Source organism: Vibrio nitrifigilis (assembly GCF_015686695.1).
Taxonomy (GTDB): Bacteria; Pseudomonadota; Gammaproteobacteria; order Enterobacterales; family Vibrionaceae; genus Vibrio; species Vibrio nitrifigilis.
In genome coordinates this window covers 1,158,256-1,175,838 of the sequence record NZ_JADPMR010000001.1, presented here as the reverse complement: position 1 = coordinate 1,175,838, position 17,583 = coordinate 1,158,256, and the positions used below count along the sequence as shown (strand labels likewise).

Sequence of the window (17,583 nt, the reverse complement as noted above, 5' to 3'; positions counted from 1 at the left end):
ATAAGGTTATTGATTATACTGTCGAATTTGCACTCTAAATTGAGTTCCCTTCGGTTTAACCGATACTTCAGATAGTGATACTGTTTCACCGCCGTGGATCACGACTTGTTTCCATGGAGCAGGATTAATATTCACTTCAAGACCATCGTCATCATACCAATAGAAACGGTATTGAATAGATTGATCGCCATTGTATTCGCTTATTAACCTCACCACGCCTCGCGCGTGACCATTAGTTTGCGTGGTCGTGATATCATCTATCCGAAGTCGACTACCAAGGACATGATCACCAAACAGCACGCGCTGATTTGCACCATCAACCTGTAATCCAGCAGTGTTGTTAGCACATCCCGCTAATCCTATTACGGTGGCTAACGCCACAAGCCACATTTTCATCATAATCGTCCCAGTTCTTTGTACCAAAGGGTTGAATTTGCTCCCTGGCGAGACAGCCATACCAAGGTTGTTCCTTGCGGAGTCACTTTAAATGTATACGTTTTCGACCCAACCTGCAGAGTTTGTTCTCCCGCATCAACAACAGTGCTAGATGCATCAACTCTTGCAGGCAGCGTTAACCAACTTCGCGTATCGGGTTGTTCAGTCAGTGCATTCCAAACATTAAACACCAAGTTACCGAGATCATTGCCTTGGGTGGTACTGCGACGTAATACATCTTTAGCGACCACACGTAATACCTGTCTGACAATAATTGTTGGTAAGCGTTCACTTAGGTCCTGACTTGCCATAGTATTTACATCTGCCAACAATCGATTAGATACCGTTACCTGGTTTAATGTGATGGATTCACTCTCTCTATCCGTTTGATGGCGGTAATAAGGTAAAGCAATAGAATACAACGAGGTACCACTGCTTCTGTCAAATAGTGGTAAGGATAACTTCCAACCAGATAATGGTTCCACAACACCTTGTTCATCCAAAATGATGACTCGCCCCTGAGACTTGCTTAATGACTTGGGCTGACCATATTGCTTCTTCAACATCACCAAATCTTGCTGCATGCCAAGTTCCTTCGCTACGCGTAAGGTTCCATCAATCACAGCAGGGTTATTCGGTGCAACAGCGAGCGCACGCCGATAATCCACATAGGCATCATTTAAGCTCCCATCGGCTTCATACAAAATAGCGGATAAGAGAAAAAGATAGCCATTTTGCACGGCTTTCAATGTGTTTCCCGCATCGGGATAACGAGCAAGTACCACGCCAATATTAGGAGAGATCCCCTGAGATTTCATCTTATCTTGAGCGCGTTGTAATTCCTGTTCTCTGCGTTCCCGCGCCGCTTTTTGTACCGCATTGGCACGGCGCATTTCGACCAGAGCATCCTCTAGTTGACCTTGCTTGAGATAGTTAAGTCCCAGATAAAGATGCAAGAAACCGAGCTCATAATCAGGTGGAGTATAAGTATTTAAATTATCGTTAATGGCCAGAGAACCAAGACTAGTCGCACTTTGAGACAAAGAAATGACCGCTTGCTCCTGCTGCTCTTTCACCGCTTGGTCTGCTTTATCTAAGCTTGCTAAACTTTGAGGATACTGCTGATCTAGAAAATAGACTCGGCCATGCTCCATGTTATCGAGTATTGGGCCTGCGATACCATCATCTAGTTCATCAGAAGCTTGTGCGTAGTCACCTAATTGCACCGCTTGGTATAGATCTTTGTTTTGAGCGCTGTAATGACTAAATAAGTTACCCGCACTAAAGTTAGCACAACCACTTAATAGTAAACTGACCAGCCCCAACGAGACATATCTGCTATGTGTCGCCACCTACTACTCCAACTCATTACATGAAAAAACACCCGCCGAATGGCAGGCGTCTTGAAAATTAACTCATTAACAATGGTCCTAATGGACGTCCACCTAAGAGGTGCATGTGAATGTGATACACCTCTTGGCCACCATAAGAATTGGTGTTCACGATAAGACGATACCCATCTTCAGCAATCCCCTCTTCTTTGGCAATTTTACGCGCGACAGTAAACATACGCCCAAGAGCAAGTTCATCCTCTTCTTCCACATCATTGACGGTTGGAATCAGTTTATTAGGAATGATTAATATGTGGCTAGGCGCGCGTGGATTAATATCTCGAAACGCAGTGACCAGCTCGTCTTGATACAAAATGTCTGATGGGATTTCTTTACGAATAATTTTGCTAAAAATAGTTTCTTCAGCCATGAATTCACTCCATGAGAATAAAGTAGGTACATAATGACTAACGAGTATGCGCTATGGGGATTTAAAGCTCAATCAAAAAACAAAGACTCTTGATATCGACCGCAGCGCAAATAGTTTGATGAATAAAATCATGAACTAATTCCTATACGAGTGTCTAAACGATAACTAGCGTAGAAAAAGAAGTTACCCGCTTCGTTGGGTTTGTTACCAGTATTGAACATACATGTTAAGCTCGCGTCAAAGATCATTCAATCTCTCGGTTTTCTCGTCATTGAACCTTGTTTTTTTCTCGCTTGGTCGTTATATGATTACTAAGTGCTTGCATCCTATCCTTTTATAAATTCAGACTGTGCAAGCCATACATGAGGATAAGAATTCATGAGCATTCATGTTGGCATTATCGATCAGGATCCCATTCGCCTGATTACTCCGGTTTTTGATAGCCGGATTGAGTGTCGCCACATCATTTTTATTGGGGATGATTCACAACAAATTATGTTTGAACGCCTCAGCAACGTACTTGCTGGTAGAGGCATTCAATCTGAATTCTTCACCATCCCTTCGGTTAGTAATATCAGCGAAATTAAAGCCAGCATTCAAACGTTAGCGAAAGATTTATTGAGCCGCAAAGAAGAAATTCAACTGAATGCGAGTTGTGGGCTTCGCCACCGACTTCTCGCGGTTTATGAAGTATTCCGGTCTTATCATTGGCCAATTTTTGTTGTTGAGCCGAGCAGTGATCAACTTTGTTGGCTTTATCCAGATGAAAATGAAGATACGCAAGTTCAGGACCACATCACTATTGCTGATTATTTAACTATTTTTGGTGCTCGCGGAGAATTTACTGAACACAATGTATCCCCCCAACTGGATTTAAAACTGTATGAGTTAGGAGAACGGTGGGCGAGTAATGCGCTTGAATTAGGACCAGGTTTAGCAACATTAAACTATTTAGCCACCACCTGCCGCAAAGAGCAGAAGCTCGATGTGGAGCTATCCGAAAAGCAGCAAGGCTATCGAGAACTCAATATGCTGTTAGATGACCTCGTAGAAACCCAAATTGCTACGTATGAAAACGGTATCCTTACGTTTGCCAATGAAGACGCGCGTCGTTTTTCCAACGGAGAATGGCTAGAGACTCTCGTTCATAGTACCGTGAAACAGATTCAAGATGATTTACCAACTATTCAAGACCGTTCACTTAACGTTCAGGTTTATCGCCAACTTGGCGACCGTGAAGTACGTAATGAACTTGATGTAGCAACAGTCGTTAACAACAAACTGCATATTATAGAATGTAAGACAAAAGGGATGCGTGACGACGGCGATGACACTTTATATAAATTGGAATCATTGCGCGATTTACTTGGCGGTCTGCAAGCCCGAGCAATGTTAGTTAGCTTTCGACCTCTGAGACATAACGATATCACTCGTGCAGAGGACTTGGGGCTTGCTTTGATTGGTCCAGATGAATTAAAAGATTTAAAACATCATTTAACACTGTGGTTTAATGCTGCAGGTGGGCATGAAGAACTTTAGTCATTAACTTTTGCTATCCTCACTAATACCAAAAATCCCGCCATTTGGCGGGATTTTTGGGTCATCGGCTACAAAAACGATTAACTATCGTCTTCCGTAAAATTAGACGGTAATGTTTTTTTCATCTCATTCCACAGATGTGCACTATCAATACCGTATTGACGAATCACGTTAGGCAACATTTCACTTGATCCACTCTCACAAATAGAAAGGAGCTCTTTGTAAAATTGCAGCGCTAATGCACACGCTTTCGGGTTAGAGAAGTAATAACTCCCCACACGGTCATACAATTTTTTCAATCCATTAAAAATCAAACCATAAATCTGATTGCCAGAATGAAATGCGAGTCGTTGGAACAACATGTAGTCGTAGAAATTAAACGTGCGAGCTTTCAGATCAACCTGACGCTTTTCTTCATCACACTCACCATCAACTTTCACTTCCTGAACGATTTTGTCCGCATAAGGGGACTGCGCCAAGAAATCATCCCATGATTGAGCACCGAGAAGCGCTTCGCAGGACTCAATCACGTTTTGAATAGTGCGCTTTGAAGTATCACGATTGACCTTAAAAGCATAGCGCATAAAGATCGGGCTAATGTTGGTACGCGCTGCGAGTAAATCTTCAACAATGCTGGTTGCGTTATCGGCATCTAACGTCATTAAAGTATCTAGGATATGCAAACCTGACGTTTCCATAAACTGATTGACTTTCGTCGGTTTACCATGCTGGATCGTCAGCCAACCATCACGTGCAAGGCGTTGTAATACTTCACGTAACGTTGTTCTGGTCACGCCTATTAGTTCAGACAATTCACGCTCGGCGGGTAAAATGGAACCAGGAGGGAAACGTCCGTTCCAGATACTTTCGATAATGTATTTTTCAGCAAAACCTGCTGGGCTTTTTGCCTTAATGACCATTAAGTACTTTTCCAGTTTTTCTATTTATGGGTCTAGTGTTACTCATCATACCACTATCTAAACGAGAGCGGAAACAACCATCGATAAAGTTATCAAAATGTCCTTGGGAAGGATCTTTTTTGAGTGTTTTGTTATTAACTTGTTAGTCTATACCATTAAAAACAAAGGCTTTTATGTATCAAATTATTACAAAACGGCGAACCAATCACCACGCAATTGACAGTTTTAATATTACAACGAGACAATAAAAGCGATAAGCCTCTCTTTAAGAACATTTTTCTTGTGACATGCATCAAAGCCTAAATAGTAAATTAGAAGATTCTGTTCTTCTCGAACCTTTTGCTAAGTTTGTGATATGCTCGTAAAGATTTAGCGCACGTTATAAATCAAACCGTAACCTATAAGCTTAATTATTATAAGGCTTATTTTTAATACAACATCTAGCTGCTAACACAGTTCTAGTCTATTTTTTAAAAGATATCATTGATCCGTCAGTGTGATAGATTGAGTTACTAGTTGTAAAAATGACACTATTAACGAATCTTGTGGCTTAATGAGGAATAACTGGACATCAAGGAACGAATCGTAATGTTACTGCACACATTCCTTCACTTTTCGTTTAATTCTCCATAAGCCAAAATCAAATCGATGCGATAAATGTTGTCGATTGAAAGATCAATGGAATAGACAAGTTTCTTTTAGCCGCAGTTTGACAGTCTTACAGTATCCATGCGTTGAGCATATAAAGGCTTGGTCATTCGCAATGTCTAAACATAACTACAAGAGATAAGAGTAATCATCATGCCAATATCGTTAGGAAACGCTTTTATCAAAAATTTCCTTGGCAAAGCACCTGATTGGTACAAAGTTGCCATTATTGCATTCCTCATCATTAACCCGATTGTGTTCTTTTTAATCAACCCGTTTGCAGCCGGTTGGTTACTCGTTGTGGAATTTATTTTCACCCTAGCAATGGCGTTAAAATGTTACCCATTGCAACCAGGGGGGCTACTGTCCATAGAAGCTATCATCATAGGAATGACAAGCCCAGAGCAGGTTAAACACGAGCTGGTCAACAATATTGAAGTATTGTTGCTACTGGTCTTTATGGTTGCTGGTATCTATTTTATGAAGCAGTTACTGCTGTTTATCTTTACTAAGATACTGCTCGGAATACGTTCGAAAATCGCTTTGTCTGTCGCCTTTTGTATCTCAGCTGCGTTTTTATCAGCTTTTCTTGATGCATTGACTGTAATAGCTGTCATCATCAGTGTTGCAGTTGGGTTCTATTCTATTTATCACAAAGTCGCGTCCGGTCAGCAATACAACGCTTCGGGACACGATCATACAAAAGACGAACAAATTACCGAAATCACCCGTGACGATTTAGAAGAGTATCGTGGCTTTCTCCGCTCGCTATTAATGCATGCAGGCATTGGTACCGCGCTCGGCGGTGTGACGACGATGGTGGGTGAACCACAGAACCTAATTATTGCGGATCAAGCTGGGTGGCTATTTGGTGAGTTTATCCTACGTATGGCACCAGTAACGGTTCCTGTTTTTGTCTGCGGTATTTTAACTTGTATTCTGGTCGAAAAATTTCACCTATTTGGCTACGGAGCACAGCTACCAACTAATGTACGTCAAATTTTAGTCGACTTTAATCTCGAAGAACAAAAAACCCGTACTAATCAAGATGTCGCAAAATTAATCATCCAAGGCCTCATTGCCGTATGGTTAATCGTCGGGTTAGCCATGCATTTAGCTGCGGTCGGATTGATCGGGTTATCTGTGATTATCTTGGCAACTGCCTTTACAGGGGTAGTTGAAGAGCATTCACTAGGTAAAGCCTTTGAAGAAGCATTACCTTTTACTGCGCTATTGGCTGTATTCTTCTCAGTAGTAGCGGTCATCATTGATCAAAACTTATTCACCCCTATCATTGATTGGGTCTTGCATATCGAAGATAAAGGCACGCAGTTAGCTCTGTTTTATGTCGCTAATGGTTTGCTATCTATGGTATCGGATAATGTGTTTGTGGGTACCGTATACATTAATGAAGTGAAAACAGCCCTGATGCACGGTGTTATTTCATCTGATCAATTTGCGTTACTCGCAGTGGCTATCAATACCGGTACCAACTTACCATCGGTTGCTACCCCTAATGGCCAAGCCGCTTTCTTGTTCCTATTGACTTCGGCTTTAGCTCCTCTCATTCGGTTATCGTACGGACGAATGGTCATCATGGCTCTGCCTTACACGATTATACTGGCTGTTGTGGGTTTATTTGGCATTGTATTCTTAGTTGATCCAATAACGAATTACTTCTATGACATGGGCTGGATTGTCCATCACGCATCCAATGCGATAGGAAGTAGTGTGCCAGGGCATTAATATTTGCCTCAGCAATGAAACTAATTCAAGATTAAAGGCTCTGAAATATCAGAGCTTTTATTTTTTAAGGATAGGAATGTGAACACTCTTTACCCTATACGTACTTTTTCTCTTCAACGCAAAGCTTGGATACTACTTTTATTTTGTATCATTTTCTTCGAGTCTTGTGCGCTGTTCTTCCAACATGTCATGAACTTAGCACCTTGTGTCATGTGTATCTATGAACGTATTGCCATGCTGAGTATTGGTATCGCTGCGATTATAGGCGCCATAGCCCCTCAAAACGGCTTTTTCCGGTGGGTAGGTCTTGCTGGTTGGGGAATTGGAGCTATCAAAGGACTCACACTGGCTCTACAGCATGTTGAATTTCAATTGCATCCCTCTCCATTTCACACCTGTGACATTTTTGTCACTTTGCCGAACTGGATGCCCCTGAATAAATGGATGCCATGGATGTTTAAAGCCTACGGGGATTGTAGTGATATTGTGTGGCAGTTTTTAAGCCTTTCAATGCCTCAATGGCTGGTTGTCGTATTTGCCGCTAACCTTGTTGCTTTGGCCATCGTAATTATCGCTCAATTTAGCCGTAAGCCGAATACGTTGCGGTAATCCCAATCAGAAACGTTGCAGTAGTTCTTAAATACAAAAGAGGCGCTAATTGAATTAGCGCCTCTTTTGTTATCTGTGTTTAACTCATGTACATCTAGTCACGAATTGGAGCCGGGGCTAACACCTCGCGATTACCATTATGTCCAGGTGCACTCACAATACCTTGAGCTTCAAGCTGTTCAATAATCCGAGCAGCTCGGTTATAACCGATTTTAAAACGACGTTGAACACCGGATACGGAACCACGTCGTGATTCAACTACATGCTCGACAACCTGATCAAAGAGAGGATCCACTTCTTCATCAGAATCCATCTTTTCTCCAGGTAATAAGGCTTCAGGTCCTTGGTCACCCGACGTAATTTCATCGATGTAATTCGGTTTTCCTCGTGCCTTCCAGTTATTAACTACCGCATGCACATCTTCATCAGATGCAAACGCACCGTGGACACGTTCTGTATGGCTAGACCCAGCAGGCAAATAAAGCATATCCCCCATTCCCAATAGTGATTCAGCCCCACCTTGGTCAAGAATGGTTCGTGAGTCTGTTTTCGTCGATACTGTAAAGGCAATACGAGCTGGTATGTTAGCTTTAATCAAACCAGTAATTACATCAACTGATGGGCGCTGTGTTGCCAAAATCAAATGGATTCCCGCGGCACGAGCTTTTTGGGCCAGGCGAGCAATCAATTCTTCGACTTTTTTACCGACTACCATCATCAAATCGGCGAACTCATCAACGATAACGACAATATAAGGTAATTTTTCCAATAATGGAGGTTCAGGATCCATGCTGTCTCCTTCTCGCCATAAAGGGTCATGAATCGGATGCCCTGCTGCTGCCGCTGCTTTCAACTTCTCATTGAAGCCTTTCACGTTACGCACACCAAGCGCCGACATTAACTTATAGCGACGTTCCATTTCACCGACACACCAACGTAATGCGTTTGACGCGTCTTTCATATCGGTCACAACTTCAGCTAACAGATGCGGTATACCTTCGTAAACCGAAAGCTCCAACATTTTCGGGTCAATCATGATAAAACGCACGTCTTCTGGTGTTGATTTATACAACATACTCAAAATCATAACGTTCACACCAACTGATTTACCAGAACCTGTTGTACCTGCGACCAATACGTGTGGCATTTTTTGCAGATCGGCCACAACAGCCTCACCTGCAATATCTTGCCCTAATACCACCGTTGTTGGTGATTTAGATTTGGTGAACTTCTCGCTATTAATCACATCAGATAAATACACCGTTTGACGAGTCATATTCGGCAATTCCAAACCAACATAAGGCTTACCTGGGATCACTTCCACGACACGAACAGCCATCGCCGACAATGAGCGAGCTAAATCCATCGATAAACTAGAGATGCGACTTACTTTAACACCTGGGGCCAAATCGAGCTCAAAACGAGTAATGACCGGACCAGGGAAAATATCAACCACTTTTGCTTTAATTTTGAAATCAGCCAATTTCGCTTCGACTAAACGGGCAATATCTTCTAACGCATCACGATCAATAAAGTCTTCACGCTTTTCTGGATGGTAGAGAAGTTCTAGTGTTGGCATCGGCTCGGTTGGCTTTGGCAACACTTCTTCTTTTTTCATCAAAAATGGATTCTGCTCAGCGGCCATGTTCGCTTGGGCATCAGACACCATTGTTTGGAATGCTGTGACATCCGCATCTTGAGTCTGTTGCTCAGCCACTTCGTCAGCAGCAGGCGCTAAAGTTTCATCGACAACGGTTTGTTGTTCAATCTCTGGTGAAGCAGAGAAGGTAGGCTCATCATCTATAATGTCAAAATTCGATATCTGCGGTGCATTATCTTCGATGTCATCAAACTTACCCAATGTTTGAGCATCTTCTAATGACCCATCGTTTGGTGAATGAGTATCCCATGGTAGCTCTTCATCTGATGCATAATCATTATGCTCACGAGCGTCCATATCGAGCTGTTCAATCGTGGCATTTAACTGCTTACTGCGAGGCTCGTATTCCTCTTCTTCATCATAGCTATATTGAGGCTCACTTTGTTGAGCAACTGCTTCATTACGGCGTTCTGGGACATGAATGTTAAAACGACGCTCAAGAGGCTGAGCGGCTGGCTTATCATTGTCCTCAGCCGCTTGAGAACTCATAGATGGAGACAAAAGAGCGTCATGCTCATCCGGTTCTTGTTCACTAGCAGTCGTCAATTCCTGACTTACGGCTTCGGGCAGTTCGGTGTCGTCTTGTACTACGTCAAACTGTGGCTCTGTCAGGTTAGGAGTAATCACTTGCTCTCCTTCCCCTCTCATGCGATTAAGCACCCACTGAAAACCCGAAATACACTTTTCACCCAAACGTTCCACAATGCGTAACCAAGAAATACCCGTAAGCAAAGTAAAACCGGCTCCCCACATAAACAACATAACCAAGGTTGTACCTAATACGTTGAGTGTGGGTATGGAGAGGCTGGTAATAACATCACCAATCACACCACCTGATGAGAAATTCCATAGATCATCGAAATTGATATCAGCCAGAGCACAACTGGTAATCATTAAGATTACTACGCCGAGTAAGCGTGTGCCCCACAGCATCAAGTCGACAGGCTCATCTGGCGTTCTTTTACGAAGAACAACCCATGAACCAATCGTGAATAGGAAAGGAATGCAATACGCTAGAGAGCCAAATATGAAAAATAGCGTATCCGCCAGCCAAGAACCAAGCATCCCTCCAGCGTTATGGATATTACTTCCCCAAGCCGTTTGCGACCAGGAAGGATCTGCCGGACTGAAAGTAAATAAAGATACGGCTAATAGTACTGATGCTAAAACCGCTAGTATCAGACCACACTCTTTTAATCGTTCAATACCATTAAGACGGAAAAACGACGATTGTTCGCCCGTTTTTACAATGGTTTGTACTTTTTTCTTGTTCTCTCTGAACATATACCAACTTGATCATGACTTTGCCAAATATGGTAAACACTATACTCATATTCGTGGCGTTAAAACAGTTCGAGCGGCCGGAGCCGCTCGGTTTGTCAGAAGATTTAACCACACCTAGGTCAAAAACCCAATTAGCCAAAGTCAGAATGTGGCAAGAAGTTACACTATTGCGTGTAACTTCAATTAACGAGTTTTAATCACTAGCTGGTTAGTTTGTTTTACTTCTTCCATTACAACGTAAGTACGAGTGTCGTTTACACCAGGTAAACGTAATAGTGTGTCACCTAATAGTTTACGGTATGCACCCATATCCGATACGCGGGTTTTTAAAAGATAGTCAAAATCCCCGGAAACAAGATGACATTCTTGAATATCATCTAATTTTTGTACCGCAGTGTTAAACTGCTCAAACACATCAGGAGCACCGCGGTTCAGAGTAATTTCTACAAACACTAACAATGAAGCATCAAGGTATTGTGGATTAAGTAACGCTGTATAACCTGTAATGTAACCTTGACGCTCTAAACGACGTACACGTTCCAAACATGGAGTCGGTGATAGACCGACTCGTTTAGATAACTCTACGTTTGATATACGACCATCTTTCTGCAACTCATTAAGTATATTGCGATCAATACGGTCTAGATCCTTGGACGGCTTCTTATAGTTGTCTACCATTTTTTTATTCCACCTTTTAACTTCCTTGCAAACATATATGCTACAACTTATTAATATTTAGCATCAAATATAACAATACACTAACTATACTAGTGTTAAATTTGCGCTAGCACCCTATAAATAGTTAATACAACCAAACCATTGCGGGGGTTCAGAATGATCATTGGCGTACCAAAGGAAATCAAGAACCACGAATACCGAGTCGGGATGATTCCTGCAAATGTCAGAGAACTCATCTCTCAAGGTCACCAAGTCATTGTGGAGACAAATGCCGGTATTGGTATTGGCATTTCAGACGATGAGTACATCGCTGTAGGTGCATCCATTCTTCCCACTGCTGCTGACGTTTACACGCAAGCAGAGATGATTGTAAAGGTTAAAGAACCTCAAACTAACGAACGGACAATGCTAAGAGAAGGGCAAATATTATTTACTTATTTGCATCTTGCACCGGATTTTCCACAAACCGAAGCACTCATTAAAAGCAAAGCCATCTGTATAGCCTATGAGACTGTAACAGATAATATGGGACACTTACCACTACTAGCGCCTATGTCTGAAGTTGCCGGGAGAATGTCGATTCAAGCCGGAGCTCAGATACTCGAAAAGTCTCAAGGCGGACAAGGTTTGTTACTCGGAGGAGTACCCGGTGTAGCGCCTGCCAATATCCTTATACTTGGCGGTGGCGTTGTCGGAGCAAACGCAGCGAGAATCGCAGTAGGTATGCGAGCCCATGTTACAGTCCTTGACCGTAATCTTGACACATTACGCAGGTTAGACCAAGAGTTTCAGGGGCGAATTCAGTTACTTTATTCCACAAAAGAGGCAATTGAGCAACAAATACTCTGTTCGGACTTAGTTATTGGGGCGGTTTTAATCCCAGGAGCGGCTGCCCCTAAATTAATTTCAAAGGATCATATTCAAGCAATGAAGCCTGGTTCAGCCGTGGTTGATGTGGCAATTGACCAAGGAGGTTGCTTTGCAACGTCATACCCTACCACCCATGATGATCCAACATTTATCGTGAACGATGTCGTGCATTATTGCGTAGCAAATATGCCAGGGGCAGTAGCCAAAACCTCTACATTCGCGCTTAATAACGCAACCTTGCCCTATATTTTGGACATCGCCAGTAAAGGTTATCGCCAAGCGTTACTCGACAATAAAGGACTAAGACAAGGCCTTAACGTGTATTTTGGCCAAATAACCTGTAAAGAAGTCGCCGACAATTTCGGTCTCGATTACATTGATGCTTTAACAGCACTGCAGCAATCAAACCAGTGACACATTATCGTTTTAAACGCGCCTGAATGAGAAAATTACGAGGAGTAAGCAAGCGTGAACAAAATTCTGTGATAACAACGTGATACCCAGCATCTTCAAGATATAGTGCTCGGTCGAAGATCAGCCACCACTCAATCATCCGGCGAAAAGCGTGCTGAACTAGGCTCGCTTTTTCCATTTGCTCAAAACGAATGGCTCCTAACTTCTCGTAAAAAACAGCCTGTTCTGCGCTGGGTTGTGGCCACCCTTTTAACTCGCAAGCCCACTGACAAAAAGCATGGAAGCCTTCACTCAACATCGACTTTTTAATACTTGGTACCGAACAATAAACCTCACTTTCCAATACTGACTTAAACCACAGGTCAAGGCCTAAACGAAATGTCATTTCTTGTTGACGATGACGCTTTACACGCTGTCCTCCTGTAACCGTTTCTTGCAGTGGAATACGTAGTTCTTGCCTCGTAAAATTCAATTGAGAATGGCGAGCACTACGTGATAAAGGACGATAAAATTCGTCTTTTGTTAGATGATAACAGCAGGGAGAAAATGAGATACCTTCAGACTTTGCCACCACTGCATGCTCTAGCATGCGCAAATGTAAATCGCCGCAAGCATGAAGTGCGACGACGTGCTGATGATGGGTAAACCAACGTTTAGCCTCTGGCTTTAATGCATCACCTTGGCAAAAGGTCATATCTAAATGATGCTGATTAGCGAAATCCTGCCCATCATCACACAAAGCCTGCTGTAGTTCGACGCTTGTCACCACACCTTGGTGCTGATTCGCTAGGAAACGTCCTAGATACCCCTTACCAGCACACCACTCTAACCAAGGAACCCCGCGGATACCATCGGTCGATATTTGTTGTGTTAGTGCCGTAATTTGCTTTAGCTTACGCCCTGGAATTCCCACGCTAAGAGGTTTGGTATCAATCGCTAAGGGGGATTCATTATCATGATGCGAAATGCTGTCTTCTAAAGCAAAGTAGTGTTCTGATATGCCTGGAATCCAACATTCTAACGATTGCAGCAAACTGACGAAATTAGACTGATACTGTTCAAGGTCAGCAAAAGTCAAAGCATCTAACCATTCATTCAGTTCAGGGTGACTTAGTGCCCAAGGGTAAGTGGTCTTATCTTGGCAAAAAAATGGCTCAAAACGCCAAAAAAGTTGGTGTTGGGTAAGAAATTGATCTAATGCTGAAAGTTTTTGCTTCATACCGCACCTTTCGAAGTTGGTGCGGCATTGTAAAATCCTACTACAAAAGATCAATCAAATTTTACGCTCAATATTTAGCGTGTCGGTAATACGATATCTTTAAACATTTCATTAATTTCAGAGTTGGACTTCAAAGATATGGCTTGTTCTACAACAGGTCTTGTCAAATGGGGAGCGAACAGTTCCATAAAGTCGTACATATAAGAGCGCATAAATGTTCCACGCCGAAAACCAATACTGGTAGTACTCGCGCCGAATATATGTCGTGCATCTATTGCGACCAAATCGTCGTCTAACGTTTTATCCACGGCCATACTCGCAATGACCCCGACACCGATGCCCATACGTACATAGGTTTTAATGACATCCGCATCCGTAGCGGTAAACACCACTTTTGGCGTCAACCCTTCGCGATGAAAAGCGTTATCCAGTTCAGAGCGCCCTACAAACCCAAACACATATGTCACCAAAGGATAAGCCGCCAAATCGGCAATGCTTACCGTCTCTTTTCGAGTCAGTGGATGGCCTTTAGGAACCACTATCGAACGGTTCCAATGATAGCAAGGCAGCATCACAGCATCTTCATAGAGATGCATCGATTCTGTCGCGATAGCTAGGTTTGCATCGCCTTTGGAGATCGCATCTGACATCTGGCTGGGTGTTCCTTGGTGCATGTGTAACGACACCTTAGGGTATTGTGAGGTAAATTGCTTGATTGAATGAGGAAGTGCGTAACGAGCTTGGGTGTGGGTGGTTGCGATATGGAGAGACCCCATTTCAGGGTGTGTATGTTCGCCGGCGACCGACTTAATACTATCGACCCTCGATAATATTTCCGTCGCTATTCTGACGATTTCATCTCCTGCTTGCGTGACCTGCGTTAGATGCTTACCACTACGCTCGAAGATTTGAATCCCTAATTCATCTTCCAGCATCCTAACTTGCTTACTTATTCCCGGTTGAGAGGTATATAAACTTTCAGCAGTTGCTGATACATTTAAGTTATGATTGACCACTTCAACAATGTATTTTAACTGTTGTAACTTCATGAACTATCCCGCTTTTCCCTAAAATGGACACAACGCTTATGACACATTGTTTATATTAAAGAGTTATAACGCGTTAAGCGCATAAATCAAAGGGTAAAGCACAATTTGTCACGATAAATGCTAATCTTTTTACTGTTCTTATGGAAAATTTGCCAAGTGTCGCCCAAACTCAACATTCAAGAGCAGTTTTCTTATGATAAAACAGTAATAATAAAAATTGTAAATTTGTGGGTGTAGTGACTGGCAGGGATAGTGTATCCTTACTAGTTGTTGGTCATTCAAACGATGAAGACTTGGAATTTATGAATATTGGTTTAATTATCGCCCTTGTCGCTGTTTTACTTATTTTAGTGCTTGGGTATAACATCATGCTGCAGTATAAGGTTCGCTTAGAGTCGACAAAGAAGCAAGAAGCGGCAAAGTATATTGCTATTATTGATGCCACTGAAGATCTTATCGGTAATGCTCATCATATGCCGTTTAGCAAAGATTTGTTAGTTTGCTTAAACACGAGAATACTCGATGCTCTTGAAGCAATGCATGAACTTGATCCAAAAGATAAGAATTTAATGGGTCGCATTGAAAATATGCGTTCTCAAGTGGAAAACTTGAAAAACAATCACCCTGGAACTGAAAGTACCTCATTTAAAGTACCAAGTAGTGATAAACAAGCTCTACTGATGCTTAAATTGGTGAAGCGGCTACGTGATACTATTCGCAGTGAACATAACAAAGGCCGTATCGATACTCAGGCTTTTGTGACTGAAAATGCGCGCTTAGAGAACATTCAGATTCGTATCAACATTGAAAACGTGATTAAACGAGCTAATGATTCGATTGTTCGCGGTCAACCTGGCACAGCTTTACAGTTGTTACGTAAAGGTATTGATGTTTTAAGTTCAAAAAATGATAGCTATTCTAACCAAGCACGTGAAAAGCTACAGGGAATGTATGACGAGTTAGAACAGCGTCGCCAATCAAAAAGTGAGCAAGAGCTCCATCAGATTGAAGCAAATGAACATGACAGCGATATGGAAGCGCTGTTTGGTGAGAAGAAAAAGTGGTAGGATTCATCGCCTGCTCAATTCTTTGATAGCAATTGATTTAAATTTTAAATTCCCACAAGAAAGAGGCCGTTAACGGCCTCTTTTATTATTCGCGACTATGATTACTCAAGATAATATCCAACAGCTCCTAACCCCTATCAGCCACTTTTTACAATGTGAAACGCCAGATAGTTGGATTACACAAGCCAAAAAACCAGAAAACTTACGAGTCTTGCTACTCGATCACCTACTTTGCGAATTAAAAGCCGGCCAATCTGCCATGTACTTAATTCGTAAATATGCCGTTGATCAAGCGAGTCAGCATTCATTATTGGATTGGTTTAAGCCCTATGAAGATTTCGCCTATCGCGGTATTGGCTCGTTAGAAACATTAAAGGGAAAGAGCCAGATTTCAAAATCAATTATGGCAAAGTCAAACTCGCCGTATAGCCAAGATTTGATTGATAAAATGGTGCTGCTGATAAAAGAAGAATTACATCATTTCTATCAAGTGCTAGAGATTATGGATACGCGTAATATCGCTTATGAGTCTATCCCTGCCAGTCGTTACGCTAAGGGCATGTTATCACACATGAAAACCTACGAGCCGGCTACCTTAATCGATAAACTCATCGTTGGCGCCTACATTGAAGCTCGCTCCTGTGAGCGATTTGCCAAGTTAGCCCCTCACCTTGACGACGATATCGCTAAATTCTATGTTTCATTACTACGCTCTGAAGCCCGCCACTATCAGGATTATCTTAGCCTAGCTCAGCAGATTTCTCCTGACGATATTAGCGACAGGGTCGCCTACTTTGGCCGTGTTGAAGCAGATTTAATCACTACCCCAGATAGTGAATTTAAATTCCATAGTGGTGTTCCAGCTTAACCTCCTTTTTTACGCATAAAAAAGCCAGTGTACGACAACACTGGCTGTTTACTTAAACTTCTGCTTCTATAAAGGGTAATTTACCTAGACCAACGTGCCATTAATATCTATTAGCACTTGAGCTGGATTTTCAGCTTGGGTGATTGGTCGACCAATCACAAGATAATCAGACCCGGCTTGAACCGCATCATACGGTGTCATAACTCGGCGTTGGTCACCTTTCGCCGCACCAGCAGGTCGAATGCCTGGAGTAACCAATTTAAATTCTTGCCCTAAGTTAGACTTGAGTACAGAGGCTTCTTGAGCTGAACATACAACCCCATCTAAACCTGAGTTTTGAGTTAATGTCGCTAATTTAAGCACTTGTTCTTGCGGCGCAACGTCAATACCAATACCTTGCAGATCTGACTGCTCCATACTCGTTAATACCGTAACACCAATCAGTAACGGACGATCTTTCCCATAAGGCTCTAGTATTTCGCGAGATGCCGACATCATACGTTCGCCACCACTTGCATGCACATTTACCATCCAAACACCTAGCTCTGCAGCTGCACGAACCGCTTTAGAACAGGTGTTAGGGATGTCATGAAATTTAAGATCCAAGAATACAGAGAATCCACGGCGGTGAAGCTCTTTTACAAATTCAGGCCCAAATAGCGTGAACATTTCTTTGCCCACTTTTAGACGACATGTTGCCGGATCAATTTTATCGACAAATGCCAGAGCATCGTTCTGATTTTCGTAATCTAGGGCTACGATTACTTTTGGGTCGTTCATTTGCACTCCTAACTTAATGCACTTAAAAAATGCAGC

Annotated in this window: 15 protein-coding genes; 6 read left to right on the top strand and 9 right to left on the bottom strand. The window is 42.4% G+C overall.

Going from position 1 to position 17,583, the window contains the following annotated elements:
* Nucleotides 1-6: 6 nt before the first annotated feature.
* Genes I1A42_RS05290 through hinT form a run of 3 tightly spaced genes read right to left on the bottom strand, consistent with a single transcriptional unit; the run spans nucleotide 7 to nucleotide 2,196 of the window.
* Entirely contained in the window at nucleotides 7-396 is a 390-nt protein-coding gene (locus I1A42_RS05290) for a YcfL family protein (protein WP_196123775.1), read from the bottom strand.
* Nucleotides 396-1,787 (bottom strand): COG3014 family protein, encoded by a 1,392-nt coding sequence (locus I1A42_RS05285; RefSeq protein ID WP_196122844.1) that lies wholly within the window; start codon nucleotides 1,785-1,787, stop codon nucleotides 396-398. The genes I1A42_RS05290 and I1A42_RS05285 overlap by 1 nt, the downstream gene beginning before the upstream one ends.
* Nucleotides 1,788-1,845: 58 nt before the next feature.
* Nucleotides 1,846-2,196, bottom strand: coding sequence for a purine nucleoside phosphoramidase (gene hinT / locus I1A42_RS05280; RefSeq protein WP_161154111.1), 351 nt, complete (start codon nucleotides 2,194-2,196; stop codon nucleotides 1,846-1,848).
* A 378-nt stretch (nucleotides 2,197-2,574) separates the two neighbouring features.
* On the opposite strand from hinT, the gene I1A42_RS05275 reads away from it, so the two are divergent.
* Nucleotides 2,575-3,735 carry a DUF1887 family protein gene (locus tag I1A42_RS05275; RefSeq protein WP_161154112.1) on the top strand — a complete coding sequence of 387 codons (1,161 nt, stop codon included), beginning with the start codon at nucleotides 2,575-2,577 and terminating at the stop codon, nucleotides 3,733-3,735.
* Between the two features lie 80 nt (nucleotides 3,736-3,815).
* Here the strand turns inward: I1A42_RS05275 and fadR are convergent, their stop codons facing one another.
* A complete protein-coding gene (gene fadR, locus I1A42_RS05270) occupies nucleotides 3,816-4,655 on the bottom strand; it encodes a fatty acid metabolism transcriptional regulator FadR (RefSeq protein WP_161154113.1) in 840 nt (279 codons plus the stop codon).
* 801 nt (nucleotides 4,656-5,456) lie between these two features.
* Between fadR and nhaB the strand changes: the two genes are divergently transcribed.
* Nucleotides 5,457-7,049, top strand: coding sequence for a Na(+)/H(+) antiporter NhaB (nhaB, locus tag I1A42_RS05265; protein ID WP_196122843.1), 1,593 nt, complete (start codon nucleotides 5,457-5,459; stop codon nucleotides 7,047-7,049).
* A gap of 78 nt (nucleotides 7,050-7,127) precedes the next feature.
* Nucleotides 7,128-7,658, top strand: coding sequence for a disulfide bond formation protein DsbB (gene dsbB / locus I1A42_RS05260; RefSeq protein ID WP_196122842.1), 531 nt, complete (start codon nucleotides 7,128-7,130; stop codon nucleotides 7,656-7,658).
* A 94-nt stretch (nucleotides 7,659-7,752) separates the two neighbouring features.
* Here the strand turns inward: dsbB and I1A42_RS05255 are convergent, their stop codons facing one another.
* Both I1A42_RS05255 and lrp read right to left on the bottom strand, forming a co-directional pair.
* Nucleotides 7,753-10,602 carry a DNA translocase FtsK gene (locus tag I1A42_RS05255; RefSeq protein ID WP_161154116.1) on the bottom strand — a complete coding sequence of 950 codons (2,850 nt, stop codon included), beginning with the start codon at nucleotides 10,600-10,602 and terminating at the stop codon, nucleotides 7,753-7,755.
* A 183-nt stretch (nucleotides 10,603-10,785) separates the two neighbouring features.
* On the bottom strand, nucleotides 10,786-11,280 hold the full coding sequence (gene lrp, locus I1A42_RS05250) for a leucine-responsive transcriptional regulator Lrp (protein WP_068714134.1): 495 nt from the start codon (nucleotides 11,278-11,280) through the stop codon (nucleotides 10,786-10,788).
* Nucleotides 11,281-11,436: 156 nt separating this feature from the next.
* Between lrp and ald the strand changes: the two genes are divergently transcribed.
* Nucleotides 11,437-12,564 carry an alanine dehydrogenase gene (ald, locus tag I1A42_RS05245; protein ID WP_196122841.1) on the top strand — a complete coding sequence of 376 codons (1,128 nt, stop codon included), beginning with the start codon at nucleotides 11,437-11,439 and terminating at the stop codon, nucleotides 12,562-12,564.
* Between the two features lie 4 nt (nucleotides 12,565-12,568).
* Here ald and I1A42_RS05240 read toward each other — a convergent pair whose 3' ends face one another.
* Both I1A42_RS05240 and cysB read right to left on the bottom strand, forming a co-directional pair.
* On the bottom strand, nucleotides 12,569-13,783 hold the full coding sequence (locus tag I1A42_RS05240) for a methyltransferase (protein WP_196122840.1): 1,215 nt from the start codon (nucleotides 13,781-13,783) through the stop codon (nucleotides 12,569-12,571).
* A gap of 74 nt (nucleotides 13,784-13,857) precedes the next feature.
* Nucleotides 13,858-14,832 carry an HTH-type transcriptional regulator CysB gene (gene cysB, locus I1A42_RS05235; protein WP_161154119.1) on the bottom strand — a complete coding sequence of 325 codons (975 nt, stop codon included), beginning with the start codon at nucleotides 14,830-14,832 and terminating at the stop codon, nucleotides 13,858-13,860.
* A gap of 302 nt (nucleotides 14,833-15,134) precedes the next feature.
* On the opposite strand from cysB, the gene I1A42_RS05230 reads away from it, so the two are divergent.
* Nucleotides 15,135-15,899 carry a DNA repair protein gene (locus tag I1A42_RS05230; protein WP_161154120.1) on the top strand — a complete coding sequence of 255 codons (765 nt, stop codon included), beginning with the start codon at nucleotides 15,135-15,137 and terminating at the stop codon, nucleotides 15,897-15,899.
* A gap of 97 nt (nucleotides 15,900-15,996) precedes the next feature.
* Nucleotides 15,997-16,767 (top strand): tRNA isopentenyl-2-thiomethyl-A-37 hydroxylase MiaE, encoded by a 771-nt coding sequence (gene miaE / locus I1A42_RS05225; protein ID WP_161154121.1) that lies wholly within the window; start codon nucleotides 15,997-15,999, stop codon nucleotides 16,765-16,767.
* 84 nt (nucleotides 16,768-16,851) lie between these two features.
* Here the strand turns inward: miaE and pyrF are convergent, their stop codons facing one another.
* On the bottom strand, nucleotides 16,852-17,547 hold the full coding sequence (gene pyrF, locus I1A42_RS05220) for an orotidine-5'-phosphate decarboxylase (protein WP_196122839.1): 696 nt from the start codon (nucleotides 17,545-17,547) through the stop codon (nucleotides 16,852-16,854).
* Between the last annotated feature and the right edge of the window lie 36 nt (nucleotides 17,548-17,583).

Bases quoted from the DNA above. Each gene is read 5' to 3' on its own strand.
- hinT (WP_161154111.1), bottom strand. From the start codon at position 2,196: ATGGCTGAAGAAACTATTTTTAGCAAAATTATTCGTAAAGAAATCCCA.
- fadR (WP_161154113.1), bottom strand. From the start codon at position 4,655: ATGGTCATTAAGGCAAAAAGCCCAGCAGGTTTTGCTGAAAAATACATT.
- cysB (WP_161154119.1), bottom strand. From the start codon at position 14,832: ATGAAGTTACAACAGTTAAAATACATTGTTGAAGTGGTCAATCATAAC.
- I1A42_RS05255 (WP_161154116.1), bottom strand. From the start codon at position 10,602: ATGTTCAGAGAGAACAAGAAAAAAGTACAAACCATTGTAAAAACGGGC.
- pyrF (WP_196122839.1), bottom strand. From the start codon at position 17,547: ATGAACGACCCAAAAGTAATCGTAGCCCTAGATTACGAAAATCAGAAC.
- miaE (WP_161154121.1), top strand. From the start codon at position 15,997: ATGATTACTCAAGATAATATCCAACAGCTCCTAACCCCTATCAGCCAC.
- ald (WP_196122841.1), top strand. From the start codon at position 11,437: ATGATCATTGGCGTACCAAAGGAAATCAAGAACCACGAATACCGAGTC.
- I1A42_RS05290 (WP_196123775.1), bottom strand. From the start codon at position 396: ATGAAAATGTGGCTTGTGGCGTTAGCCACCGTAATAGGATTAGCGGGA.
- I1A42_RS05230 (WP_161154120.1), top strand. From the start codon at position 15,135: ATGAATATTGGTTTAATTATCGCCCTTGTCGCTGTTTTACTTATTTTA.
- lrp (WP_068714134.1), bottom strand. From the start codon at position 11,280: ATGGTAGACAACTATAAGAAGCCGTCCAAGGATCTAGACCGTATTGAT.
- I1A42_RS05275 (WP_161154112.1), top strand. From the start codon at position 2,575: ATGAGCATTCATGTTGGCATTATCGATCAGGATCCCATTCGCCTGATT.
- nhaB (WP_196122843.1), top strand. From the start codon at position 5,457: ATGCCAATATCGTTAGGAAACGCTTTTATCAAAAATTTCCTTGGCAAA.
- I1A42_RS05240 (WP_196122840.1), bottom strand. From the start codon at position 13,783: ATGAAGCAAAAACTTTCAGCATTAGATCAATTTCTTACCCAACACCAA.